This window comes from Brachybacterium sp. YJGR34, assembly GCF_003347015.1.
Lineage (GTDB): Bacteria > Actinomycetota > Actinomycetes > Actinomycetales > Dermabacteraceae > Brachybacterium.
The window spans coordinates 24318-48383 of the sequence record NZ_PNFB01000002.1 but is presented as its reverse complement, the minus strand read 5'-3'; the positions used below and the strand labels follow the sequence as shown (position 1 = coordinate 48383).

At 75.1% G+C, this 24066-nt stretch carries 18 protein-coding genes; 14 read left to right on the top strand and 4 right to left on the bottom strand.

Translation table 11 applies throughout. The features are described from left to right. The first annotated feature begins 7 nt into the window (after positions 1-7). Positions 8-730, top strand: coding sequence for a hypothetical protein (locus CXH06_RS02100; protein WP_232820158.1), 723 nt, complete (start codon positions 8-10; stop codon positions 728-730). Between the two features lie 9 nt (positions 731-739). Here the strand turns inward: CXH06_RS02100 and CXH06_RS02095 are convergent, their stop codons facing one another. Together CXH06_RS02095 and tgt are read right to left on the bottom strand one after the other, a co-directional pair. Then, positions 740-2305 carry a PQQ-binding-like beta-propeller repeat protein gene (locus CXH06_RS02095; RefSeq protein WP_114853510.1) on the bottom strand — a complete coding sequence of 522 codons (1566 nt, stop codon included), beginning with the start codon at positions 2303-2305 and terminating at the stop codon, positions 740-742. Between the two features lie 4 nt (positions 2306-2309). Beyond that, complete coding sequence (gene tgt, locus CXH06_RS02090; RefSeq protein WP_114853509.1) at positions 2310-3593, bottom strand: tRNA guanosine(34) transglycosylase Tgt; 1284 nt, start codon at positions 3591-3593, stop codon at positions 2310-2312. Positions 3594-3847: 254 nt separating this feature from the next. Between tgt and CXH06_RS02085 the strand changes: the two genes are divergently transcribed. The 6 genes from CXH06_RS02085 (at position 3848) to CXH06_RS02060 (ending at position 15040) form a co-directional block, all read left to right on the top strand. Next, the gene (locus CXH06_RS02085) at positions 3848-4744 is read left to right on the top strand and encodes a hypothetical protein (RefSeq protein ID WP_114853508.1); all 897 of its coding nucleotides are present in this window, start codon (positions 3848-3850) and stop codon (positions 4742-4744) included. 109 nt (positions 4745-4853) lie between these two features. Then, the gene (locus CXH06_RS02080) at positions 4854-7325 is read left to right on the top strand and encodes an acyltransferase family protein (protein ID WP_114853507.1); all 2472 of its coding nucleotides are present in this window, start codon (positions 4854-4856) and stop codon (positions 7323-7325) included. Positions 7326-7339: 14 nt separating this feature from the next. After that, positions 7340-9430: a DUF6541 family protein gene (locus CXH06_RS02075; protein ID WP_114853506.1), complete on the top strand. Its 2091-nt coding sequence runs from the start codon at positions 7340-7342 to the stop codon at positions 9428-9430. Positions 9431-9476: 46 nt separating this feature from the next. After that, positions 9477-10796, top strand: coding sequence for a M18 family aminopeptidase (locus CXH06_RS02070; protein WP_114853505.1), 1320 nt, complete (start codon positions 9477-9479; stop codon positions 10794-10796). 18 nt (positions 10797-10814) lie between these two features. Beyond that, positions 10815-12959 (top strand): acyltransferase family protein, encoded by a 2145-nt coding sequence (locus CXH06_RS02065; protein ID WP_114853504.1) that lies wholly within the window; start codon positions 10815-10817, stop codon positions 12957-12959. Continuing rightward, a complete protein-coding gene (locus CXH06_RS02060) occupies positions 12956-15040 on the top strand; it encodes an acyltransferase family protein (RefSeq protein WP_232820157.1) in 2085 nt (694 codons plus the stop codon). Before CXH06_RS02065 ends, CXH06_RS02060 begins: the two co-directional genes overlap by 4 nt. 12 nt (positions 15041-15052) lie before the next feature. Here the strand turns inward: CXH06_RS02060 and CXH06_RS02055 are convergent, their stop codons facing one another. After that, positions 15053-15364, bottom strand: coding sequence for a hypothetical protein (locus CXH06_RS02055; RefSeq protein WP_114853503.1), 312 nt, complete (start codon positions 15362-15364; stop codon positions 15053-15055). Positions 15365-15453: 89 nt separating this feature from the next. Here CXH06_RS02055 and CXH06_RS02050 point away from each other — a divergent pair, with 89 nt between their 5' ends. Then, complete coding sequence (locus tag CXH06_RS02050; RefSeq protein ID WP_114853502.1) at positions 15454-15837, top strand: hypothetical protein; 384 nt, start codon at positions 15454-15456, stop codon at positions 15835-15837. Between the two features lie 231 nt (positions 15838-16068). Here CXH06_RS02050 and CXH06_RS02045 read toward each other — a convergent pair whose 3' ends face one another. After that, positions 16069-17586: a glutamyl-tRNA reductase gene (locus tag CXH06_RS02045; protein WP_114853501.1), complete on the bottom strand. Its 1518-nt coding sequence runs from the start codon at positions 17584-17586 to the stop codon at positions 16069-16071. Positions 17587-17682: 96 nt separating this feature from the next. Between CXH06_RS02045 and hemE the strand changes: the two genes are divergently transcribed. From hemE to CXH06_RS02015, 6 genes are read left to right on the top strand one after another with little or no spacing between them, the layout of a single operon-like run. Continuing rightward, complete coding sequence (gene hemE, locus CXH06_RS02040) at positions 17683-18891, top strand: uroporphyrinogen decarboxylase (protein WP_232820156.1); 1209 nt, start codon at positions 17683-17685, stop codon at positions 18889-18891. Continuing rightward, positions 18888-20303: an NAD(P)/FAD-dependent oxidoreductase gene (locus CXH06_RS02035; RefSeq protein WP_114853499.1), complete on the top strand. Its 1416-nt coding sequence runs from the start codon at positions 18888-18890 to the stop codon at positions 20301-20303. Before hemE ends, CXH06_RS02035 begins: the two co-directional genes overlap by 4 nt. Next, positions 20300-21016 carry a hydrogen peroxide-dependent heme synthase gene (hemQ, locus tag CXH06_RS02030; protein WP_114853498.1) on the top strand — a complete coding sequence of 239 codons (717 nt, stop codon included), beginning with the start codon at positions 20300-20302 and terminating at the stop codon, positions 21014-21016. Before CXH06_RS02035 ends, hemQ begins: the two co-directional genes overlap by 4 nt. Positions 21017-21044: 28 nt before the next feature. Then, positions 21045-22268 (top strand): ferrochelatase, encoded by a 1224-nt coding sequence (locus CXH06_RS02025; protein ID WP_114853497.1) that lies wholly within the window; start codon positions 21045-21047, stop codon positions 22266-22268. After that, positions 22265-23290 (top strand): hydroxymethylbilane synthase, encoded by a 1026-nt coding sequence (hemC, locus tag CXH06_RS02020; RefSeq protein WP_114853496.1) that lies wholly within the window; start codon positions 22265-22267, stop codon positions 23288-23290. The genes CXH06_RS02025 and hemC overlap by 4 nt, the downstream gene beginning before the upstream one ends. After that, a complete protein-coding gene (locus CXH06_RS02015) occupies positions 23287-24057 on the top strand; it encodes a uroporphyrinogen-III synthase (RefSeq protein WP_114853495.1) in 771 nt (256 codons plus the stop codon). The genes hemC and CXH06_RS02015 overlap by 4 nt, the downstream gene beginning before the upstream one ends. The last annotated feature ends 9 nt before the right edge of the window (positions 24058-24066 follow it).

The window sequence follows — 24066 nt, the reverse complement described above, 5'->3', positions numbered from 1 at the left end:
GAGACCCATGACCCAGGGATACGGACAGCAGCCCCAGTGGGACCAGGGCGGCCAGAATCCGCCGCCCTCCCCCGCCCCGCAGTGGGGACAGCCCTCGCCGGCACCCGGCTACCCCGGAGCGCCCGGCCCCGGCGCCCAGGGGCCCGGGTACCCCGGGGCACCGGGCCCCGGCTACCCGGGTGCGCCGGGACCGGCCGGCGCCCCGCAGTTCGCCCCGGCCGAGCAGGTGAACTGGGGCCGGGTGAAGCTCCTGGGCATCACCCTGCTCGTCGGCTCGGCCCTGCTGCTGCTGGTCCGCCTCGGCGTGGACCTCGCCTCGCTGGTCATGGCGGAGAACCTCGCCGACGAGTCGCTGGAGCCCGGCGGCGTCGCGATCGGCGCCAGCCTCGTGACGATCCTGCTGTTCATCGCGAACATCGTGCTGAGCCTGGTGGTGATCGGCGTCGGCATCGCCGCCGCGGTCATCGGCCGCGGCAGGGCGCGCGTGGGCGGGATCGTCGTGGCCGCCTCGATCCCGGTCTCGGTGGTCCTGTACTGGATCCTCAGCTTCGTCGTCGGCTTCATCGCCGGGGCGATGGCCTTCCAGGACCCGGCCGCGACGGGGCTCTCCGCGACCACCTACCGCGTGTCCTCGGGCATCGACATGCTGCGCGTGCTGGTGATGGGCGCGGTCATGCTCTACGCCTCCTTCCTGGTGTACTCCACCGCGCGCAGGAAGCTCGGCGCCTGAGCCGCCCCGCTAGGGGCCCAGCAGGAGGCTCCGGTCGCCGACGGTGACCAGGGCGCGGCCGCCGCCGAGGGCGCGGACCTCGCGCACCTCCTCGGCGGTCGCCGCGGTGACGGCGACCTCGCCGGTGGCCGCATCGACCACCCGCAGCCGCTGCGCGCCGCGCGGGTCCAGCGGCCGCCGCCGCTCCACGGGATCGAGCACCACGGCGGTGCCCACCCGCAGCTCACCCCGCATCCCCGCGCCGGAGCCGGGGAGCGGCAGCGTCCACAGAGCGGTGCCGTCGGCCGTGTCGTAGGCGACCAGCTGCGAGTCCTCGGTGGCGAGGATCATCCGCGCCCCGTCGATCCCGAGCCGCGCGGTGGCGGCGCTCGCCGGCGCGAGGCCGTCGGCACCGGGAGGGGTCCACTCCCCGCTCCGCTCGGAGGCGACCATCTCCCCGCTCGCGGAGGTCCCCTCCTCGGTGCCGGCGGCGATCACCCGTCCCTGGTCCAGGCGCACGGTCCAGGTGCCCGCCGGCGAGACCTCGGACTCCCACACCCGCTCCCCGTCCCGGTGCGCGGCCGCCCGCAGCGCGCCGTCCTCGGCGGAGCAGGCCGTGAGCACCATCGGCTCCTGGACCAGCGGATCCTCGAGAGCGGGCGGCGAGGCGGTGACCGCGAGGCGGCACTCCTCCTCGGGCCCGGCGAGGAGCCGGCCGAGGGGGAATCCGGTGGCGGGATCGATCTGGAACCAGCCCTGCGCGGGGTCGAAGCGCAGCGGCACCGCGGGCAGCACGCCCGTGGCCCGCGCGGCGTCGAGCAGTCCCGGCGGCCGCTCGGCACGGGCGGGGACCGCGAGCCCGGCGGGATCGGGACCCCGGTCCCCGGAGGACCCGGAGAGCGTCCACAGGACCTCGTCCGGGGCGGAGAGGTCGATGCCGCTGAGACGGCAGAGCTCCCCCTCGCAGCGCTGCACCACCAGCAGGTCCCCGTCGAGGGCCACCGGCGAGCCCTCCACCTCGAGCTCCGGGAACGGCGCCTCGGGAGGCGCGGTCGCGGTCGCGTCCAGGGAATGCACCGTCGTGCTGGATCCCGCGGCCTGCAGCAGGCGGTCCCCGTCCGCGGAGAGGGCCAGGACGTCGCCGGGGTCGGCGTCGAGGGTGCGCACCTCCTCCTCCAGGAGGATCTCGGCACTGCCGTCCGCCCGCCGGACCAGCACCGGGGAGCCGCGGGAGGGCAGGGAGTGGACGACATCGCCCTCGCCGAGGGCCTCGAGGGTGAGCGTCGCACGGTCCTCGAGGGGGCCCGGGCGGGTGGCGAGGACCGCGGGCACCGTGAGCGCCAGGGCCAGGACGACGGCGAGGCCCGCCGCCGCCAGGCGGCGCGGCCGCGGTGCGAGGCGCACGGACAGGAGCACGAGGAGGAGGACGCCGAGGGCGGCGCCCGCGAGCACCCCGGCGGCCAGGCGCAGCGCACCGAGCAGGAGGTGCTCGGCCAGCAGGGCGCAAAGCCCGGCGAGGGCTCCCAGCGCCACGGCCGCGCCGAAGGCCGTCGGGAGATCGGGCGCGTCGTGGGCGTCGGGTGCCTCGGTGCTCACGATCTCACCGCGGCGCGCCGTAGTAGGTGCCGGTGGTCTCCTCCCGCAGCGCGTCGAAGTCGCCGCTGAGGAGCGCGGCGCGGATCCGGTCCACCAGACGCACCACGAAGCGCTCGTTGTGGATCGTGCACAGCGTCGAGGAGAGCATCTCCTTGGCACGGAACAGGTGGTGGACGTACGCCGCGGTGTAGTGGGTGCAGGTGTAGCAGTCGCAGGTCTCGTCGATCGGCGCGAACTGGCGGCGGTACCGCGAGCCGGTGAGGTTCACGCGGCCGGTCGCGGTGTAGACGGCGCTGTTGCGCGCCACCCGGGACGGGGAGACGCAGTCGAAGGTGTCGGCGCCCGCGGCGATCGCGACGAACAGGTCGTCGACCTCGCTGATGCCCAGCAGGTGGCGGGGCCGGTCCTCGGGCAGCTCGTCGGTCACCCAGCCCACGATGGTGCCCAGGTTCTCCTTCTCGAGCGCCCCGCCGATGCCGAAGCCGTCGAAGGACCAGCCGTCCACCTCCATCGTCCCGAGGTCGTGGGCGGCCCGGCGGCGCAGGTCCTCGTACTGGGCCCCCTGGATGACGCCCCACAGCTGCTGGTAGGGGCGGTGGGTGCGCTGGGCGGTGAGGGCGGCGTGCTCGGCGAGGCAGCGCAGCGCCCACCGCCGGGTGCGCTCGAGCGCCTGCTCCTGGTAGCCGCGCGAGTTCATGAGCGTGGTGAGCTCGTCGAAGGCGAACATGATGTCCGCGCCCAGGCCGTGCTGGATCTGCATCGAGATCTCGGGGGTGAAGCGGTGCTCGTCGCCGTTGATGAAGGAGCGGAAGGTGACGCCGTCGTCGTCGACATGGGCGAGGCGCTCCTTGCCCGCGGCGACGTCGTCGTCCTCCCCGGAGGCGGTGCGCGCCGTCTCCCCGCCGGAGAACTCGCTGGAGAGCACCTTCTTGAAGCCCGCCCCGAGGCTCATCACCTGGAAGCCGCCGGAATCGGTGTAGGTGGGACCGGACCAGTTCATGAAGGCACCCAGCCCGCCGGCCTCGTCGATCAGGTCGTGGCCGGGCTGGAGATAGAGGTGGTAGGCGTTGGCCAGCAGCGCCTGCGCGCCGAGCTCGCCCATCGACTCCGGCAGCACCGCCTTGACGGTGGCCTTGGTGCCCACGGGCACGAACGCCGGAGTGCGGATCTCGCCGTGCGGGGTGGTGATCACCCCGGCCCGGGCCTTCGCCCCCTGGCGGGCGAGGATCTCGAAGCCGGCATCGGCCGGGGAGGGCGGGGCGGAGGGGTCGGCACTCTGAGCGGTCACGGGCCCATGATCCCATGGCGTCTCCGGCCCGGACGGCGCGCCGCGGACCAGGGCATGAGAACATTCCTGCACGGCGCCCGCCGTCCTCCTCCCCTCGGCTCGTCGTCTGCCCAGAGCGTCCCTCCAGGGAGCAGCACCACATCATGAGCAACGATCCCCAGCACGTCCCCCCGGCACCGCCACCAGGTCCGTGGACTCCGCCCGCGACGTCGGACGGCGGTGCCGACCCGCCGCCGGGCATCCGAGGACCGGCCGTGATCGCGCTGCTCGGCGCCGGGGCGACGATCGGCGGGGAGGCGCTCCTGCTGATCCTGCTGCACCTCCCGGGGGAGGGTCGCGTCCCGCTCGATGGGGTGCTGTCCCTCGTGCTCATCGGTCTCTCGCTGGCCTGGACGGCGATCTCCGGCGCGAGCGTGGTGCTGCTGCGACGTCACGCCCGCCCGGACGGACCGGGTCTGCGGACGGCCCTGCTGCTCGCCCTGGCCGTGCTCGCGTTCGGGATCGCCGCCGCAGCGGGCACCCTCCACACGGGGCTCCTGCTCGCGCTCGACGGGACGACGGCGCTGAGCTCGGTGCTGGACCCGCTCGAGACGGCATGGGGTGTGCTCAACGGGGCGGCCGCCCTGGTGATCATCGTCCTCGCCCTGCTGCTGGTGCTGCAGCCCGGCCGCCGCGGCCCCGCGATCCCGCTGCGTGTGCCCCCGCGACCGCTGGCTCTCGTGCTGGTGGTGGTGCTCGCGGCCGGGCTGCTCGGTCATGCGGCGCTGCTCGGGGTCGCGCGCCTGGTCCTGCGGGCGTCGGCGCTCGCCGGGCTCCCTGCCGCCGGGTTCTCCCTGCTGCTGGCCCTCACCCTCCTGCTCGGCGGGCTGCTCGTCGCGACCGGTGACCGTCCGCTCCGCGTCGCGGCCTGGGGCGCTCTGCTCGCCATGGCGCTCGCTCTCGTGCTGCCGACGGTCCTCGGTCAGCTGATGACCGTCCATGCCCTCCACGCGGTGCTCCCCGAGTCCTGGATCATCGCGGAGGCCGCCCGGGGCGGACTCGAGCTGCTCGGCATCCTGGTCGCCCTCGTGGTGATGCTGCTCGGTCTGGCTCGTGCCCGATCCGCGGCGGCTCCCTCTCCGGCTGGAGGCGACGAGCAGCACCCCCGATGACCCGTCGACGGCGGAGCGCGGGAACCGTCCCGGCACCGACCGTCCCCACCCCGATCCATTAGGATCCTCCGCAGCGCCGCGACGCGGGAGCAGGCCCTGCACGGCAGCGGTGACGTCGGCAGCGCGGAAGGGGATCACGATCAGCTCGCCCAGCGATCCCCCGCGCTCTCGCCGGGGCGGACGGCGCTCCCGCTCGCGCCGCACGGAGGATCCCGCCCTGGCGCGGCGCGCCGCGGACTGGGAGCAGCCCGCGCCGACGCCCGCGCCCGCGGACCGGCTCGAGGACTGGATCCAGGAGCCGGCCCCGGCCCGCTCCGCCCTCGCGGACTGGACGGCGGCCCCCGGTCCGGCACGGACCTCCTCCCTCGAGGACTGGGTCCAGGGCCCTCGGGAGCGCCGGGCGGAGCAGAACGCGGAGGACGCCTGGTCGACCTCCGAGGCGGTCACGGGCACCTGGCGACGCCGGCGCCGCTCCGACGCACCCGCCGACCCCGACGTCCCCGAGGCCGGACGCCCCCGCCCCGCCTTCCGCCGCGAGCTGCACGGGCTGCGGGCCGTGGCCCTGGGCCTGGTCGCGATCTACCACATCTGGCTGGGGCGGGTCTCCGGCGGCGTGGACGTCTTCCTGTTCCTCTCCGCCTTCTTCCTCACCGGCACCTTCGTCCGGCGCCTCGAGAGCGGCCGTCCGCTCGGCGTCCCGCGCTACTGGCTGCACACCTTCAAGCGCCTGCTGCCCCCTGCGGCGGTGGTGATCCTGCTGGTCCTCGGCGCGACGGCCGTGATGCTGCCGTCCTCGATGTGGCAGCTGGTGATGGAACAGGCGGTCGCCTCCGCCGTGTACCTGCAGAACATGCTGCTGGTCTTCCAGCAGGTCGACTACCACGCGCGCGATGCGGGCGCGGCGTCCCCGCTGCAGCACTTCTGGTCCCTCAGCGTGCAGGGGCAGGCCTTCGTGGTGTGGCCGCTGCTGTTCCTGCTGGTGGTCCGGCGGGCGCGGGCGGGCAAGGCGGTGCGCCGCCCGCTCCTGGCGATCATCGCGCTGATCGGCGCGGCGTCGCTGACCTGGTCGATCCTCTCGACCCAGTCCCAGCAGCAGATCGCCTACTTCGACACCGCGGCGCGGCTGTGGGAGTTCGCCGCCGGGTCCCTGCTGGCTCTCGCGCTGCCCCGGCTGGACCGGTTGACCGGCGCGCGTCGCCCGGAGGACGGCGAGGCTCCGCGGCACGGTCTCCTGCGGGCGCTGACCGGCTGGGCGGGCATCGCCGCGCTGCTGGCCTGCGGCATCGTCGTGGACGTCTCGACGCTGTTCCCGGGCTGGATCGCGATCTGGCCGCTCGCCGCCGCGGCCGCGGTGGTGCTGGCGGGGCACTCCGGTCGCCGCTGGGGTGTGGACGCACTGCTGTCCACCCGGCCGGCGGCCTTCGTCGGCGACATCTCCTACGCCCTGTACCTCGTGCACTGGCCGATCCTCGTGCTCTGGCTGCACCACAGCGACCAGCAGCGGGCCGGGCTGGTCGACGGGCTCGCGGTGCTCGCGGGCTCGGTGCTGCTGGCCACCCTGGTGACCCGCGCGGTCGACGCCCCCGTGCGGCGATCGCGCTGGCTCGAGGCCCGCCCCTGGCGCGCCCTGACCGCGGTCGCCGCGAGCGTCGCGCTCGTGGCCGGGGCCTCCGGCGCCTGGTGGCTCTCCCTCGACACCGGGGGCGAGACGAGCCCGGCGCCGCCCGCCGCCACCGGGGTCCCCACCGACGAGGTCGCCACCGAGGCTCCGGCGGAGATCCTCCCCCATGGCTACCAGCTGGGCTCCCAGTGGCCCGATCTGCCCCAGCGCTGCGGCGGCGCCTGGGCACCCGCGTCCGACTTCCACAACGTCAACTGCCAGCAGCTGCTGCCCGCGGGCTCCGAGGCCGCGGGGACCGTGGTGGTGGTGGGCAGCTCCCATGCCCGCCAGTTCATCCCCGCCCTGATCCCCTACGCCCAGGAGCACGATCTGCAGATCGTGAACCTCTCGATGGACGCGTGCGGATTCCGCAGCGGCATCGAGGAGAGCCCCTACTGCCGCGGCTACGCGCAGTACGTCCTGGACTACATGGACCTCGTCTCCCCCGAGCTGGTCCTGACCACCGTCACCCGCACCGCCGCCGTGGACGCCGGCGAGGCCGTGCCCTCCGGCACCGCCGCCGCCGTGCAGGAGCTCCTGGACCGGGGCATCACGGTGCTCGGCGTGCGGGACACCCCGCGCTGGCCCGAGGACCAGTACCAGTGCGCGGAGGCCGTCGTCGAGGAGGGCGGGACCCCCGCGGACGCCGACGCCGCCTGCGGCGCCGAGCGCGCGCAGAAGCTCGCCGCCGAGAACCCGGCCGCCGAGCTCGCGGCGCTCGAGGGCGAGGGCGCGGGGGCCGAGACGGTGCTGCTCGATCTCAGCGACAGCATCTGCCCGGCCGGCCGCTGCTCCCCGATCCTCGGCGAGACCTACGTCTACATGGACGACGACCATCTCTCCCGCACCTTCGTCGAGGTCGTCCTCGCCCCCGAGATGACACGACTGCTCCAGGAGCACGTTCCCGCGCCCTCCGCGTGAGAGCATGACGGCCTATGTGGACCGACGTGATACCCGGGGTGATCGTCGCCGCGGTGATGTTCATCGTCCCGGGCGCCTCGATCCTGCTGTGCTGCCGCGTGGGCGTGCCCACGGCGCTGCTGGCCGCCCCGCCCGTCTCCCTGGGCCTGATCCTGCTCTCGACCCTCGCCACCGCGCTGCTGGACGCCGCCTGGGACGTGCGGTGGGTCGCGGGCACCACGGCGGTGTGCGCACTCGTGGCCGCGGCCTGGACCTGGGGCACCCCCTGGGGCCGGCGAGGACCGCGCCTCGCGCTGATCTCCGGGCCGGCCGCGCTCCAGTACCTGGCCGGCCAGGTGATCGCCCTGCTCTTCATGGTCCCGCTGTACCTGCGGGCCTTCGTCGACCCCACCACGATCGCGCAGCGGTACGACAACGCCTTCCACCTCAACGCCATCGAGGCGATCCTGCGCACGGGCGAGGCCACGCCCTTCGACACCGGCGCGCTGCTGCGCGGCCTGCTGTACCCCAACGGCTGGCACACCGCGGGTGCCCTGGTGCGCGAGCTCAGCGGCCTCGACCTCCCGCAGGCCGTCCATGCGCTCATGCTCACCACGGTCCTCGGGGTGTGGCCGATGGCCATGTGGCTGCTCGTCGAGCAGCTGGTGCGCCCGGCCCTGGTGGTGCGGATGCTGGTGGGCCCGCTGCTGCTGGCCCTGCCCGGCTTCCCGCTGGTGCTGCTGGACTGGGGGCTGGTCTATCCCACGATCCTGGGCCTGGCCGTGGTGCCGGTGCTGGCCGCGGTCCTGGTGCATGCCGCGCGCGGGGAGGCGCTGCTGGACGCCCCGGTGCGGCTGGGGCTGATCATCGCCGCCATCGGGGTGGGCGCCGGGATCGCGCACCCGGGCTCCGCGCTCGTGGGTCTGATCATCGTCCTCCCGATCGCCGCCGCGAGCCTGGTCCGGCATCTGCAGCGCACGATGGTGGCTCCGGTGCGGGAGGTGGCGCGCAGCGGGGCGCGGCACACCACGCCGCTGCGCGCGCTGCGCGACACCCCGCGGCGCGACGTGGTCCGCGCGGCCGTGCTGGCCGCGATGGTGCTCGCGATCGTGGTGCTCTGGGCGGTCATGTCGCCCTCGACCGCCACCGCACCGTGGACCGCCTTCCAGAGCACGCCGCAGGCCCTCGGGGAGATCGCCTTCGGCGGCTCCATGGGCCGCCCCGCCTTCGGCGTCGTGGTCCTCCTCAGCGGGCTCGGGATCGCCGGCGCCGCCCTCGGGGCGCGCCGTCACCGCGTGGTGCTGCTGGCGATGCTGGGGCCCGGCCTCGTCTACTGGGCCTCCTCCGCGGCGCCCGACGGGTTCTGGCGCGACGCGCTGGCCGGATTCCTCTACCGCGACAGCTTCCGGGCCGCCGCGGCCCTGACCGTGGTCGCCGTGCCGCTGGCGACGATGGGACTGCAGACGCTCGCCGGCGCCCTGCGGCGCGCCGGGGACGCCGAGCGCGGACGCCGCAGCGCCCGGGGAGCGGCCGGGGCCGACGGCTTGGACGGAGCCGCGGGGTCCCCCCTCGCCGTCCCGGCCGCGCACGGACCGCTCCGCGCCGTCGCCGGCGGCGTGGTCGGCGCCCTCCTCGCCACGCTGCTGGCCTGGCACGTCTCGAGCGACCCGCTGCTCGAGGAGCGCTTCGACGCCGTCTCCGAGGCGTACCGGACGTGGGAGATCGCGGATCTGGTGAGCACCGACGAGTTCGAGATGTTCGAGGAGCTGCCGGAGTACGTCCCCGAGGACGGGTACCTGATCGTGGATCCCTGGGAGGGCGGCGGTCTCGCCTACGCCCTCGGGGACCGCGAGGTGAACCGGCTGTACATGACCGTCCGGCGCACCCCGGATGAGCGCCACCTCGACGACGCCCTCGACGAGATCGCCACCGATCCGACGGTGTGCGAGTCCCTGCCCGAGGACCGTCCGCTGTACTACCTCGACCTCGACGACCACCGCCTGGGCGGCGACGACGCCGCGGAGTCCGGATACCTCGGGTTCCAGGACATCACCGACGACACCGCGGGCTTCGACCTCGTCCACGAGGTGGGCGAGGTGCGGCTGTACGAGGTCACCGCCTGCTGAGCGGTCCCGCGCGGCGGCGAGGGGTGCGCGATGGTTCAATGACCGTGTGACTCCGTTCTCCGCCGCCGCTCCGTCCCCTCGCGCCCGCACCACCGCGCTCGACCTGGGCGACTTCGTCACCGCCTCCCCCTCGAGCTTCCATGCCGTGGCCGAGGCGGTCCGCCGCCTCGAGCAGGCCGGCTTCGCCGCGCTGTCCGAGAGCGCCCCCTGGTCCGCGGAGGACGTCGCCGGAGACCGCTACGTGGTGCGCGACGGCTCCCTCATCGCCTGGTCCGCCCCCGAGGGCGCGGACGCCGCGAGCAGCTTCCGCATCGTCGGCTCGCACACCGACTCCCCCGCCCTGAAGCTCAAGCCGGACCCGCAGCTCAGCGCCGAGGGCCTCGCCCAGGTGGGCATCGAGATCTACGGCGGCCCGCTGCTGAACTCCTGGCTGGACCGCGAGCTGCGGCTCGCCGGCCGCCTCGCCCTCGCCGACGGCTCCGTGGTCCTCGTCGACACCCCGGGGCTGCTGCGCGTCCCCCAGCTCGCGGTGCATCTGGACCGCGCGGTGAACAAGGACGGCCTGCAGCTGGACCCGCAGCGGCACATGCAGCCGATCATCGGCCTGGCCCCGGTGGACGTCCTCGAGGTGCTCGCCGGCCACGCCGGCGTGGACCGCCGCGAGATCGTCGGCCTCGACGTCGTCACGGCCGATGCCCAGGCCCCCGCGCTCTTCGGCGCCGACGAGGAGTTCCTGGCCTCGGGGAGGCTGGACAACCTCAGCTCCGTGCACGCGGAGCTGCTGGCGCTGATCGACGTGGCCTCCGGCGCCGAGCCCTCCGGCACCGCGGGCCCCGCCCCGATCGCGATGATGGTCGCCAACGACCACGAGGAGGTGGGCTCCGCGACCCGATCCGGCGCGGCCGGCCCCTTCCTCGAGGACGTGCTGGTGCGCCTCCATGCCGCCCTCGGCGGCGACGAGGCCTCGCGGCGGCAGGTGCTCTCCTCCTCGATGGTGCTCTCCGCCGACGCCGGCCACGCCGCGCACCCGAACTACCCCGAGCGCCACGATCCCGTCACCCGGCCCCGCCTGGGCGAGGGACCGATGCTGAAGATCAACGCGCAGCAGCGCTATGCGACCGATGCCGTGGGCATCGCCGCCTTCGCCGCGGCCTGCGAGCGGGCCGGGGTGCCGCACCAGCGCTTCGTCTCCCACAACGCCATGCCCTGCGGCTCCACCATCGGCCCCCTGACCGCGACCCGGCTGGGCATGACCACGATCGACGTCGGCCTCACGCTGCTGTCCATGCACTCCGCGCGGGAGATGTGCGCGACCGCCGATCCGCTGCTGCTGCAGCAGGCCTGCACCGCCTTCCTGCGCGGCTGAGGCGCCGCGCACGTCCCCATGCCCTCCCCGGTCCCCGACACCTCCTCCCCCGCCCGGCCCTCGGTCGCCGGCGGCGTGGACAGCACCCGCGCCGGCCGCTTCCGCCCCGAGCTGCACGGCCTGCGCGGCGTGGCCATCGGCCTGGTCGTGCTGTACCACGTGTTCGCCGACCGGGTCTCCGGCGGGGTCGACGTCTTCCTCTTCCTCTCCGCGTTCCTGCTGGTCGGCACCTTCACGCGCAGGATCGACCGCGGGGAGGCGATGCGGCCGGCGGCCTACTGGGCCCGCACCTTCAAGCGGCTCCTGCCGCCCACGGCCGTGGTGGCGCTGGCGACCCTCGCCGGGGTGCTGCTCCTGCTGCCGGCCGAGCGCTGGATGACCGCGATCACCGATGCGATCGGCTCCCTGCTGCACGTGGAGAACTGGGTGCTGATCCGGCGCGGGGTGGACTACTACGCGGCGGCGGCCACCGGTGCCGACGGGCCCTCGGCGTTCCAGCACTTCTGGTCGCTGTCCATCCAGGGCCAGGTGTTCCTGCTGTGGCCGCTGCTGATCGCCGCCGCGGTGCTGCTGGCGCGCCGCGCCGGGCTCCCTGCGCGCGGCGTGCTCGCAGCGGTGCTCGCCGTGGTGCTGCTGGCGTCCTTCGCCTGGTCCGTGCACTCGACCGCGACCCAGCAGGAGATCGCCTACTTCGACACCCGCACGCGGCTGTGGGAGTTCGCCGCCGGCTCGCTGCTGGGCCTGGCGCTGCCGCGGTGGGAGGCGCGGCGCGAGCGCCGGGAGTCCCGCCGCCATCGCGCCGCCACCGGGCGCGGCGCCGTCGCCCGGGTCGCGATGGGCTGGATCGGCCTGATCGGCCTGGTCTCCTGCGGCCTGCTGGTCGACGTGCAGGGCGCCTTCCCCAGCTGGATCGCGGCCTGGCCGCTCGCGGCCGCGGCGATGGTGCTGATCGCCGGGACCTCGGGCCACCGCCTCGGCGTGGACCGGCTGCTCTCCGCCCGCCCCGCACGGGCGCTGGGCGACATCTCCTACGGCCTGTACCTCGTGCACTGGCCGCTGCTGACGCTGTATCTGGCCCACGCCGGGACGGAGCGCGCGGACCCTGTCGAGGGCGCGGTGCTGATCCTCGCCGCCGTGCTGCTGGCCTGGCTGCTGACCCGCCTCGTGGACACCCCGATCCGCCGCTGGCCCTGGGCGGGCGCGAGGGCCTGGCGCTCGGGGCTGGTGGCCGTGACCAGCCTGGTGCTGGGACTCGCCCCCATGCTCGGTGCCCAGAGCCATCTGCTCGCCGAGCAGCAGGACGCCGCGGCGCGCGCGGTGGCGGACAACCCCGGGGCGCGGGTGCTGGACCCGGACTTCACCGTGCATCCCGACGCGGACCCGGACGCGGAGCCGCTGCCGACGGCGGCGCTGATCACCCGTGACTGGGTCTCCGGGGAGGAGGACTGCACCGGGGAGCTCGCGCCCCGGGGCGCGGAGCGCGAGGCGCTGGCGGAGATGTGCCGGGTGGTGCCCGGCGAGGAGGGCGCGCCGGTGCTCGTCAGCGTGGGCAACTCCCGGCTCGAGCAGTTCAGCGCCGCGCTCATCGAGCTCGCTCGGGCGGAGGGATGGACGCTGGTGACCCTCTGGGAGGGCGGCTGCCCCTACACCGGCGCGAGCGCGGAGGACGCCGCATCCCCGGGCTGCGCCGAGTTCTCCGCGGCCGCCGCCGCGTATCTCGAGCGCGTCGACCCCGCGGCGGTGGCGCTGCACACCACCTTCCTGGACCGGGAGGGCGCCGAGACGATCATGCCCGGCATGGACCGGGCCCTGCCGGCGCTGACCGCCACCGGAGGGCAGGTCATCGCGCTGCGCGACCTGCCGCGGATGCCCCTGGATCCGCCGGGCTGCGTGGCGGCCCGGGGCGCGGAGGATCCGGAGTGCGCCCCGGCCCTCGCCCCGGCGCTCGCGCAGGAGCGGCCCGACGCCTCTCTGCTCGCCGCCCAGGGCGAGGCGGTCGTGCCGCTGGAGGTCACCGATCTGGTGTGCCCCGAGGGGACCTGCACGCCCGTCATCGGCAACGTCGTGGTCTCCCTCGACGACGACCACCTCACCGGCACCTACGCCGCCACCATGCAGGACGCCGTCGGCGCGCGGCTCGACGAGGCAGGATTCACCTGGTGAGCACCGCCCCTGCCGCTCTGTCGGCCCCCGCCCCCACCGCCCGCTCCCGCGCGGACCATCGCCCGGAGCTGCACGGCCTGCGCGGCCTCGCGATCGCCCTGGTCGTGCTCTACCACGTGTTCTTCGACCGGGTCTCCGGCGGGGTGGACGTCTTCCTGTTCCTCTCCGCCTTCTTCCTCACCGGCAGCTTCCTGCGCCGGATGGAGGACGGCCGCCCGATGGCGCCGCTGGCGTACTGGGCGCGCACCTTCAAGCGTCTGCTGCCGCCCGCCGCGGCGGTGATCCTCGCGACCCTCGCCGCGGTGTACCTGCTGCTCCCGGAGAGCACCTGGATGCCGGCGCTCAACGATGCGATCGCCTCGCTGCTGCAGGGCGAGAACTGGCTGCTGATCCACCGCGGCACGGACTACGAGGCCGCGGCCAGCATCGCCACCTCGCCGCTGCAGCATTTCTGGTCGTTGTCGATCCAGGGCCAGGTGTTCCTGGCCTGGCCGCTGCTGCTCGCGCTCTCCGCCCTCCTCGCGCGCCGGCTGCGGATCCCGCCCCGCCGCGTGGTGCTGGTGCTCTTCGCCGCCCTCGCCCTGGCCTCCTTCGCCTGGTCCGTGGTCTCCACGGCGGCCGCTCAGGAGGTTGCCTACTTCGACACCTCGACCCGCGTCTGGGAGTTCGCCGCGGGCTCCCTGCTCGCGCTGTGGCCCCTGGCATCCCCGGGCGCGCCCCGCCGCGCGGGCGGGCGGCGGCTGCGGGTCGCGCTCGGCTGGGCGGGCCTGGCGGTGCTGATCTCCACCGGCGCCCTCATCGACGGCCGCTCGATGTTCCCCGGCTGGATCGCGGCGATCCCGCTGCTGGGCGCCACGGGCGTGTTCCTGGCCGGCACCACCGGGTCGCGGTTCTCGGCGGACCGCCTGCTGAGCTCCCGGCCGTTCGCGCTGCTCGGGGACATCAGCTACGGGCTCTACCTCGTCCACTGGCCGATCCTCACGATCACCGTCCTGGTCACCGAGCGGGAGGCCGCCGGCCCGCTGCTGGGCACGGCGATCATCGCGGTGAGCCTGGTGCTGGCCTGGCTGCTGACCCGTCTCGTGGACTCCCCGTTCCGGCGCTGGCGCTGGGCGAACGCCCGGCCGTGGCGCGCCGGCGCGGTGGCGGTGGCGGTGCTGGCGATCGGGCTGGCTCCCAGCCTCGGCGCCCGCGCCCAGCTCGAGCATCTCGCCGAGGAGGCCGCGCGGCGGGCCACCGTGGACAACCCCGGCGCCCGCGCGCTGGACCCCGCCTTCATCGCGCACCGGGACGTGAACCCCGAGGCGCCGCCCCTCCCCTCGGGCGCGACCCTCCAGCAGGACTGGGCGCATCTCGAGCTCCCCTGCGAGGGCGAGTTCGCACCGGTCGAGGGGATGATCGAGGGGTCCTGCCGCATGACCGAGGCCCCGGAGGACGCCCCGGTGCTGGTCGCCGTCGGCAACTCGCGCGTGGCCCAGGTGGCCATGGCGCTCGCGGGCCCGGCACGGGAGAACGGCTGGCGGCTGATCATCCTGCGGGGCCCCAGCTGCGTGTTCACCCCGGGGATCGCGTCCTACAAGGGGCCGGAGTGCGATGCGCACAACGACGTCTCCCTGTCCTACCTCCGCGACCTGGACCCGGAGGCGGTCGCGCTGTCGACCACCCTGCTCCCCCACGAGGGCGCCGAGCGGGTCAGCCGGGTGACGGAGGGGACCGTGCCGCAGCTGCTCGCCGAGGACATCGACGTGATCGCCCTGCGCGATGCCCCGCGCGTGGCCGAGGATCCGGTGGCCTGCCTCGAGGCCGGCGGCACGGTCGAGGAGTGCACGCAGGCGCTGGACCGGGAGGCGATGCCCGCGGTGCGCGCGGATGCGGCGGTGCTCGAGGAGCTCTCCGGCCGCGGCGGGGGCACGCTGCACCCGCTGGACCTGCAGCCGCTGATCTGCCCCCAGGACGCCTGCCCGCCGATCATCGGCAACGTCCACGTCATGTTCGACGAGGACCACCTCACGGCGACCTACATGGAGTCCGCGGGCCAGGAGACGGAGCGCCTGCTGCGGGAGGACGGCTTCGCGTGGTGAGGGGTCGGGATGTCAGCTCCCGAGCAGCTCGCCGCCGTCCTCGCCCTCCTGGGCCGCGCCGGCCCGCTGCCCCACGGCCTTGACCGCCTCGAGGGCGGCGCGGGCGCGCCGAACGGCCTCGTGGTCCGGGCCGTAGTGCCGCACGGCGTCCTTGTGGAGCTCCTCGACCTGGTAGTACGCGTCGTCGAGGTGCCCCGCCTCGGCCGTCGCCTCGGCCAGCTCGGAGCGCAGCGCGATCGCCTCCGGGGTGAGGGACTCGCCGGACTCGAGCAGATCGAGCAGGCGGCGGGTGGCGTCGTGGACACGCTGCTGCGGGGTGGGCATCGAAGCTCCTCCTGGTGCGGGTGATGACCTGGTGATCCTACGCGGCGCCCGCCGGGACGGCGGCCCCGGCGCAGTACGCTGAGCGGACCATGGAGATCAATCCCTACGAGTCGCGTCTGCGCATGCTGCAGCAGATCGACGGGGTCCAGATGCAGCGCGAGGCGACTCCCGACGAGGAGACCGCCGGGTGCCCCGGCTGCCCCTACTTCTGGACCTGCCCGGTCCCCCACCGCGGCGAGGAGGTCCGGGCGCCGCAGGAGATCGAGCTCGAGGAGGTCCGCCCGGAGCTGGGCCCGCGCCGGGAGTACCGTCCGCGCGACGAGTCGGACGTCGGCTGGACCGACGTGTGGGTGGACGAGGACGGCCTGCGCATCGACCCCGAGGACGTCGACGGCATCGAGGGGACGCCCGAGACCGAGCAGCCCGCCCCGCGCCCGCGCCGCGGCCTGCGCGACCTGTTCCGCCGCCGCTGAGCGGACGGACCACCCCCGGCACCCCGGCACCCCGCACCTGTGCGATCACTGTCGGAATACGGCCGGCCTCGCCGCTAGAGGAGCTGCCTGGCCGTATTCCGACAGTGATCGTCACGTCCCTGGCTCTCCGACACCCCGACGGGAGGGCAGGCCGAGTCGGGTGGCGGCGCGGGCAGGCCCGGTGCGCGGACGGCGGACCGGCCGCCGCCCCAGCGCGCCGCCCGGCTCTCCTCAGCCCGCGGCGTGGCCGGAGCGGAGCGCTGCGGCACCGTGGCCGGCCGGGCAGGCGCCGTCCCGCAGGGCGACGCGAGCGATCGCCGCCGCGGAGAGCTCGGCGGGGACGTCCTGTTCGTGAGCCTCCGCACCATCGGCCCCCAGGGCGTCGACGCCGGTCCCGTCCGTCCGCGGCGGCACCGTGCGATCCACGCGCATCCAGCCGGCCGGCCGCGCCTCGGGGAGCTCGTCCGCGGCCGCGCCGGCCTCCCCGGAGAGGTCCTGGCCGGCGGAGATGTCGATCCCGAAGATGGTGTGGAAGGCCTCGACATAGGCGTCGGCGAAGCCGGTCTCGGCGAGGTGCCTCGCCCGCTCGGCGGGCTTGTGCATGACTTTGGCCAGGATCCGGCGGATGGAGCGCTCGAGCAGGTCGGCCGTCTCGCCGGAGACGTCCCGGCGCAGGCGGTCGATCTCGCCGTCGGCCGCGTCGAAGACCTTCTGGCGCATCGCGGCCATCGCCGGGTCGATCCGGCGCACCTCCTGCTGCACCCGGAAGGCCTCGACGTTCTCGGCGACGATCTCTCGTGCCGTGATCAGGGCGGGGTCCGTCTCCGCATCGGCGTCGAGCCGGAGATCCGCCAGGCCCAGCACGGTGACGCCCTTGAGGTGGCGCACCAGCGGGTGGAGGTCGGAGTGCAGCGCGAGGTCGAGCACCACGGTGCTCCCGGCGCCCAGGAACTGCTCGGGGAACAGGGAGGTGCCGCGGCCGGAGCAGGCCAGCACCAGGTCCGCGCCGTGCAGGGCGCGTTCGAGGCCCGCGGGGTCCACCACCTGCGCTCCGTGGCGCGCCGCGAAGCCGGAGGCGCGACCGGAGGGCGAGAACACCTGCACGTCGCGCACGCCGCGCCGCGCGAGCTCGGCGAGGCCCAGCCGCGCATAGGCGCCGGTGCCGACGATGAGCACGGAGCGCTCGGCGAGGCCGCCGAGGGCGATGTCCGCCCGATCCACCGCGACCGCGGCGCCGGAGCGCCCGGCGGCGCCGACGGGCGCCCGGGTGGCCACCGACTTCGCGCAGCGGAATCCGTGCTGGAAGAGGTCGTGGAGCATCGAGGTGGTGCGGCCCCGGCGGCGCGCGGCCTCGTAGGCCTGGCGGACCTGGCCGGCGATCTCGGCCTCGCCGACCACGAGCGAGCGCAGACCGGAGACCACCTCGTACAGGTGCTGCGGGACGGGAGCGTCCATCGCGGCGTCGACGCAGAGGGAGACCACCTCGCGCTCGAGGCCGCTGGTGCGGGAGACCGCGTCGATGACGAGGTCCACGCCCTCGTGGAAGAGCTCGGTGTCGAGGTAGACCTCGAGCCGGTTGCAGGTGCTCACCACGACCTCGCCGGCGATCACCGGGGTCGCCCCGCCGGCGGCGAGCCGCTCGCGCTGGAGCTCGTCGATGACCGCGGGCAGCCGGTCCGCCCCGCGGGTCAGGGTGTCCAGCACCTCGAGGTCGAGGTGCTCATGGGAAGCGCGGAGTCCGACGAGCATGATCCTCAGTCTAGGCCCGGGACCCGTCGGGGCCGAGAGTCCCGGCGAACCCCCGGGACGGATGTGCACAATAGGGGCGTCATGACACAGAACCCCATGTCAGAGCCCATTTATGCCGACAGTGCGTCAGAAACATCGCGACGCACGTCAGAATCCGGGAACGCCGCAGGCCCGGGGCTCGCCACCACTGCCGCCGCCCTCGTCCAGGACCCCTCGCTGCTCCCCTCGGAGCACCCCGCGCGCCGCTCGGCGGAGCACGGCGGCGTGGCCGATGCCTCACTGCTGCAGGAGCTGCGCGGTGTCAGGGGCGACACACCCAGCGTGTGGTTCATGCGACAGGCCGGGCGCTCGCTGCCCGAGTACCGATCGCTGCGTGAGGGCACCTCGATGCTCGAGTCCTGCGTGGACCCGGCGATGGCCGCGGAGATCACCGTGCAGCCGGTGCGCCGCCACCGGGTCGATGCCGGGATCTTCTTCTCCGACATCGTGGTCCCCGCCCGCCAGGCGGGCGTGGCCGTCGAGATCCGCCCCGGCGTCGGCCCCGTCTTCGAGCGTCCGATCCGCACCGCGGCCGACGTCGACGCGCTGCCGGCGCTCGGCGACGACTACGAGGCCGCTCTGGATCCGATCCGGGAGGCCGTGCGCCTGACGGTCGCGGAGCTCGGCACCACGCCCCTGATCGGCTTCGCCGGCGCCCCGTTCACGGTGGCCAGCTACATGGTCGAGGGCGGCCCCAGCCGCGACCATCTGCGCACCCGCGCCCTCATGCGCTCCCAGCCGGAGGTGTGGGCGCGCCTGGCCTCCTGGGTCGCGGAGCTGTCCGGACGCTTCCTGCGCGCGCAGGTGCTCGCGGGCGCCTCGGCAGTGCAGCTGTTCGACTCCTGGGTGGGGGCGCTCGGGGCGGAGCAGTACCTCGCCCACGTCCAGTCCCACTCCTCCGCCGCCCTCGCGCACGTGGCGGACCTCCCGGTGCCGCGCATCCACTTCGGCGTGGGCGCCTCGCACCTGATGCCGGAGATGTTCGCCGCCGGGGCGACCGTGATGGGCGTGGACCACCGCCAGCGGCTGGACCACGCGCTGACGCTGCTGCCGCCGGGCACGCCCGTGCAGGGCAACATCGACCCCGCGGTGTTGTTCACCTCCGAGCGGGCGCGCTTCGAGGAGGCGCGCGCGGTGCTCGCCGCGGGCGCCGGCGCGAGCGGCCACGTGGTCAACCTCGGCCACGGGGTCCCGCCGGAGACGGATCCGCAGGTGCTCACGGACCTGGTGAGCTTCCTGCACGAGCAGGGCGCACCCCGGGCATGACCGAGCGCACCCTCGTCGTGGGCGGCGGCCTGGCCGGGCTGCTCGCCGCCCGCCGCCACCAGCGCGCCGGCCGCCGGGTGGTGCTGCTGGAGTCCGCGGACCACCTGGGCGGGGCGATCGCCGAGATCCCCCTGGCCGGGATCTCCGTCAGCTCCGGCGCGGAGGCGTACTCGATCGGCGCCGGCGCGGTCGACGCCCTGGTCGCCGAGCTGGGCCTGGCGGAGCGCATCGTCGCCCCGCGCGAGGGCCTGGGCAGCCGCGTGGTCTCCGACGCCGGGGTGCACCGCGCCCCCGCCGGCGCGCTGCTGGGGATCCCCGGCCGCCCCCTCGCCGCCGACGTCCGCGCGGTGCTGGGCATCGTCGGTGCGCTGCGGGCCGCCCTGGAGCCGCTGCTGCCGCGCCGGGTCGGGACGCGGCCCGGCGCGACCGTCGCGGAGGTCGTGGGCCGCCGCCTGGGCCCGCGCGTCCTGGAGCGCCTGGTCGCCCCGATCGTGGGCGGGGTGCACTCCGCGGATCCGGCGACCCTCGAGTTCGCGGCCGCCTCGGCGCCCCTGGCCCGGGGCCTGGCCGAGCACGGCTCCCTGGTGCGGACCGTCCGCCGCCTGCGTCGCGGGTCCACGGCGAGCGCGGGCACCCGCGTGCACGCCGTGGCCCCCACCATGGCGGCCCTCCCCGACGCCCTCGCGCAGGAGCTCCTCGCCGGCGGCGCGATCCTGCGCACCGCGGCGGAGGCCACGGGACTCTCCCGCGGGGAGGGCGGCACCGGCTGGCTGCTCGCGGCCGGCGACGAGGAGCTCGCGGCCGATCACCTGGTCCTCGCGTGCTCGCCCGACACCGCACGGGACCTGCTGCGCGGCGCGGAGCCCCAGCTGGCCGCCGGCATCCCGCAGGCGCCGTCGGCCGCGGTGCGCCTGGTGGCCCTCGCGCTCGACGCCCCCGCGCTGGACGCCTTCCCCTCGGGGACCGGGGCCCTCGTCGCCCCGGGCACCACCGGGATCCGCGCCAAGGCGCTCACGCACGTCAGCGCCAAGTGGGAGCACGTGCAGCAGGCGCTGCGCGCGGCCCACCCGTCGGCCCGCGGCCCGCACCTGGTGCGCCTGAGCTACGGCCGCCCCGGCGAGGAGCTGCCCGCGACGGAGGGCCTCACGGACCTCGCCCTCGCCGACGCCTCCCGGATCCTCGGCACCGCCCTGCACCGCGACCAGGTGCTGGGCAGCGCCGTGATCGACTGGGATCGCGCCATGCGCCAGGCCCTGCCCGGCCACCGCGCCGCACTCGACGCGCTCACGGCCCTGCTGGCCGCGCAGCCGCCGGAGCGGCCCCTCGAACTCGTCGGCTCCTGGCGGGCCGGCACCGGTATCGACGCGATCGTCCGCGCCGAGACGACTCTCCTGGAAGGTTCCCCCTCATGACCCAGCAGCACGACGCCGAGCAGATCGCCCAGCAGACCCGCTACACCAGCTACACCGTCTTCCGTCGGCTCTCGGGGCTCACCGAGGACGGGGAGCTGACCACGGCGCAGATCGCGCAGGCGCTGCGCGAGGTCACCGCCCTCATGGAGTCCACCTCCGGCGGCGGCCTGGAGATCCTCGGCTTCTACGACGTCTCCGGTTTCCGCGCCGAGGACGACCTCATGCTGTGGCTCGCCGCCGACGACCCCGAGGCGCTGCAGGGCGCGCTGCGCGAGTTCGAGCGCTCGGTGCCGGGGACCTGGCTGCACCGCGAATGGGCCGCCGTGGGCGTGCACCGCCTGGCCGAGTTCGCCCGCGGGCACGTGCCCTCCTTCATGGTCCCGTCCTTCGAGCGCCGGCAGTGGATCACCGTCTACCCCTTCGTGCGCAGCTACGAGTGGTACCTGCTGCCCGAGGACGAGCGCAATGCGATGCTGCGCGAGCACGGCCTCATGGGTCGTGACTATCCGCAGGTCAACGCCAACACCGTCGCGGCCTTCGCCCTCGGCGACTACGAGTGGCTGCTGTCCTTCGAGGCGGACGACCTCCACGACCTCGTGGACATGATGCGCCACCTGCGCTACTCCGATGCTCGCCGGCACGTGCGCGACGAGCTGCCCTTCCACACCGGCCGGCGCATCGAGCTCGACGACGTCGCCGCTCTCCTCGCCTGACCCCGAACGACGCTCCCTAGGACCTCTCATGACTGATACCCGACTTTCGGCGGGCGCCCCCGCCGTCGCCGCACCGTCCTCCGCCACCCACACGCGACGCGGGGAGACGAAGCCCTTCGACGCGATCCTCTTCTCGTCGTTCGGCGGGCCGGACGGCCAGGACGACGTGATCCCCTTCCTCCGCAACGTCACGCGCGGACGGGGCATCCCCGACGAGCGCCTCGAGGAGGTCGCCGGCCACTACCGCGCCCTGGGCGGTCGCAGCCCGATCACCGCGCAGAACCGCGCGATGATCGACGCCCTCGAGCAGGAGCTCGCGCGCCGCGGGGTCGACCTGCCGATCTACTTCGGCAATCGCAACTGGGCCCCGTACAACGCGGACGCCGTGCGCGCCCTGCACGCCGACGGTCGGCGCCACGCCCTGGGCCTGGTGACCAGCGCCTACTCCTCCTACTCCTCGTGCCGGCAGTACCGCGAGGACTTCGGCATGGTGCTCGAGGAGACCGGCCTGAGCGATCAGGTCAGCATCGACAAGGTCCGCGTCTACTTCAACCACCCCGGCTTCCTGGAGCCCGTGGTGGACGGCCTGAACAGCGCGCTCAGGGATCTGGCCGTCGAGGGCCACGACGCGGACCGCGTCGCGGTGCTGTTCTCCACGCACTCGGTGCCGACCGCGATGGCCGAGACCTCCGGTCCCGAGGAGACGCGGGTCGAGGGCTCCGGCGGCTGGTACGTCGAGCAGCACCTCGCCGCGTGCCGCTGGGTGATGGAGCAGCTGCACGACGTCGCCCCGGAGATCCCCGAGTGGCAGCTGGTCTACCAGTCCCGCTCCGGGGCGCCGCACATCCCCTGGCTCGAGCCCGACGTGAACGACGTCATCGCGCAGATCGCGGCGGAGGACAGCGCGGACGCCGTCGTGGTGGTGCCGATCGGCTTCGTCACCGATCACGTCGAGGTCGTCTGGGACCTGGACACCGAGGCGAAGGACTCCGCCGCCGAGCACGGCCTCGGCTTCCGCCGCGTGGCGACCGCCGGCGAGGACCCCCGCTTCATCGCGGCCCTGGCCGACCTGGTGCAGGAGCGCCTCGATCCGGCCTTCCCCCGGCGGGTGGTCACCGACTTCGGCGGCACGCCCGACGTGTGCGGGGCGAACTGCTGCGTGGGGCGCCTGTGCCGTCCCACCACGAGTGCCGTGGACTCGGCGCAGGACGTGGAGCGGGCACGGGCGGCCGCGGCGGGGGCGGGATCATGACGCCCGCCGGCGGCGCCGCGCTGCGGATCGGCACCCGCGCCTCGGACCTCGCCCTGACCCAGTCCGGGCAGGTGGGCGAGGCGCTGGTGGCGGGCACCGGCCACGAGGTCGAGCTGGTGCACGTGAGCACCCACGGCGACCGCGACCGCATCAGCCCGCTCGCGCAGATCGGCGGCACCGGCGTGTTCGTCGCCGCGGTGCGCCAGGCGCTGCTGGACGACGACGTGGACCTGATCGTCCACTCCTGCAAGGACCTGCCCACCGCGCCGCTGCCGGACATCGCCCTGGCCTGCTTCCCGCCGCGCGAGGACCCGAGGGACGCGCTGTGCGCCCGGGACGGCCTGACCCTCGCCGCGCTCCCCGCCGGCGCCCGGGTGGGCACCGGCTCCCCGCGCCGGGCCGCGCAGCTGCTGCGCGCCCGGCCCGACCTGGACGTGGTCGGCATCCGCGGCAACGTCGAGACCCGGCTGGGCCGGGCGCTCGGCGAGCACGCGGACCTCGACGCGGTGGTGCTCGCCGCCTCCGGCCTGCGCCGGGTGGGACGCGAGGGGGCGATCAGCGAGCTGCTGCCTCTCGAGGTGATGCTCCCCGCCCCCGCGCAGGGCGCCCTGGCCGTCGAGACGACCGCGGACGCGCTCGCGCTGGGCAGCTGGTTCGCGCCGCGACTGGCGGCGGTCGACCATCCGGCGACCCGCGCCGCGGTGACCGCCGAGCGCTCGCTGCTGCGCAGCCTCGAGGCCGGCTGCTCCTCCCCGGTCGCGGCCTTCGCCGAGATCGTGCCGGAGGACGCAGAGGATGCGTCGGCCGACGGCGATGCCGGGACGGTGCTGCATCTGCGCGCGCTCGCGATCCGCCCCGACGGCGCCCGCGCCGTCGAGGGCTCCGCCCGGGTCGCCATCGACCTCGCCGAGGACACCCTCAGCGGTGCCACCTCGCTGCCCTCCGAGCTGGGCGCGGAGCTCGCGGAGGACCTGCTCTCCCGCGGCGCCGGTGAGATCCTCGCGGAGGCCGGGTCCCGATGACCGCCCCGCACCCCGTCGCCCCGCGGCCCGTCCTGGTCACCCGACCGGCGGGGCGCGAGGACGAGCTGGTCGACCGGCTGCTGGAGCTGGGCCTGGAGGCGGAGAGCCACCCCCTGGTCCGCCTGGTGCCGGCCGACGGGGCGGACCTGGACGCCGCGCGGGACCGGCTCGTCGGCGGCGGCTTCACCGAGCTCGTCATCACCTCCCGCACCGCCGTCGCGGCCCTCGCGACCGACGGCGCGCTGCAGGTCCCGCGCGGCACCCGGGTGGTCGCCGTCGGCCCCGGCACCGCGGCGGCGCTCGCGGCGGCCGGGGTGCGCGCCGATCTGGTCGCCGGAGGCTCCGGGCAGGCGCTCGTGGACGCGATGCCGGAGGCGGCCGAGGGCGCGAACGTGCTGTTCCCGGCCTCGGCCTCCGCGGCCCGCACCGTCCCCGAGGGGCTGCGAGCCAAGGGCTACACGGTCCACGAGGTGATCGCCTACCGCTCGCGGCCCGTCGACCTCCCCGCCGCCGCGGCGGTGGCCCTGGCCCGCGGCGGCTACGGCGCGATCGTGCTGACCTCGCCGCTGATCGCCCAGCGGGCCGCCGCGCACGGGGTGCACCCGTCCACGGCGGTCGTCACCATCGGCGATCCCACCAGCCGCGCCGCCCGCGAGGCCGGCCTGCGTCCCGCGGGGCAGGCGGAGGCTCCCACGGACGCCGCCCTCGCCCGCGCCGTGCAGCAGGTGCTGACCGGCACCGCGTCCCCGTCCCCCTCGCCTCGCTGAAGGAGCTCC

Bases quoted from the DNA above. Each gene is read 5' to 3' on its own strand.
- CXH06_RS02100 (WP_232820158.1), top strand. From the start codon at position 8: ATGACCCAGGGATACGGACAGCAGCCCCAGTGGGACCAGGGCGGCCAG.
- CXH06_RS02075 (WP_114853506.1), top strand. From the start codon at position 7,340: ATGTGGACCGACGTGATACCCGGGGTGATCGTCGCCGCGGTGATGTTC.
- CXH06_RS02065 (WP_114853504.1), top strand. From the start codon at position 10,815: ATGCCCTCCCCGGTCCCCGACACCTCCTCCCCCGCCCGGCCCTCGGTC.
- CXH06_RS02055 (WP_114853503.1), bottom strand. From the start codon at position 15,364: ATGCCCACCCCGCAGCAGCGTGTCCACGACGCCACCCGCCGCCTGCTC.
- CXH06_RS02050 (WP_114853502.1), top strand. From the start codon at position 15,454: ATGGAGATCAATCCCTACGAGTCGCGTCTGCGCATGCTGCAGCAGATC.
- CXH06_RS02045 (WP_114853501.1), bottom strand. From the start codon at position 17,586: ATGCTCGTCGGACTCCGCGCTTCCCATGAGCACCTCGACCTCGAGGTG.
- hemE (WP_232820156.1), top strand. From the start codon at position 17,683: ATGTCAGAGCCCATTTATGCCGACAGTGCGTCAGAAACATCGCGACGC.
- CXH06_RS02035 (WP_114853499.1), top strand. From the start codon at position 18,888: ATGACCGAGCGCACCCTCGTCGTGGGCGGCGGCCTGGCCGGGCTGCTC.
- hemQ (WP_114853498.1), top strand. From the start codon at position 20,300: ATGACCCAGCAGCACGACGCCGAGCAGATCGCCCAGCAGACCCGCTAC.
- CXH06_RS02025 (WP_114853497.1), top strand. From the start codon at position 21,045: ATGACTGATACCCGACTTTCGGCGGGCGCCCCCGCCGTCGCCGCACCG.
- hemC (WP_114853496.1), top strand. From the start codon at position 22,265: ATGACGCCCGCCGGCGGCGCCGCGCTGCGGATCGGCACCCGCGCCTCG.
- CXH06_RS02015 (WP_114853495.1), top strand. From the start codon at position 23,287: ATGACCGCCCCGCACCCCGTCGCCCCGCGGCCCGTCCTGGTCACCCGA.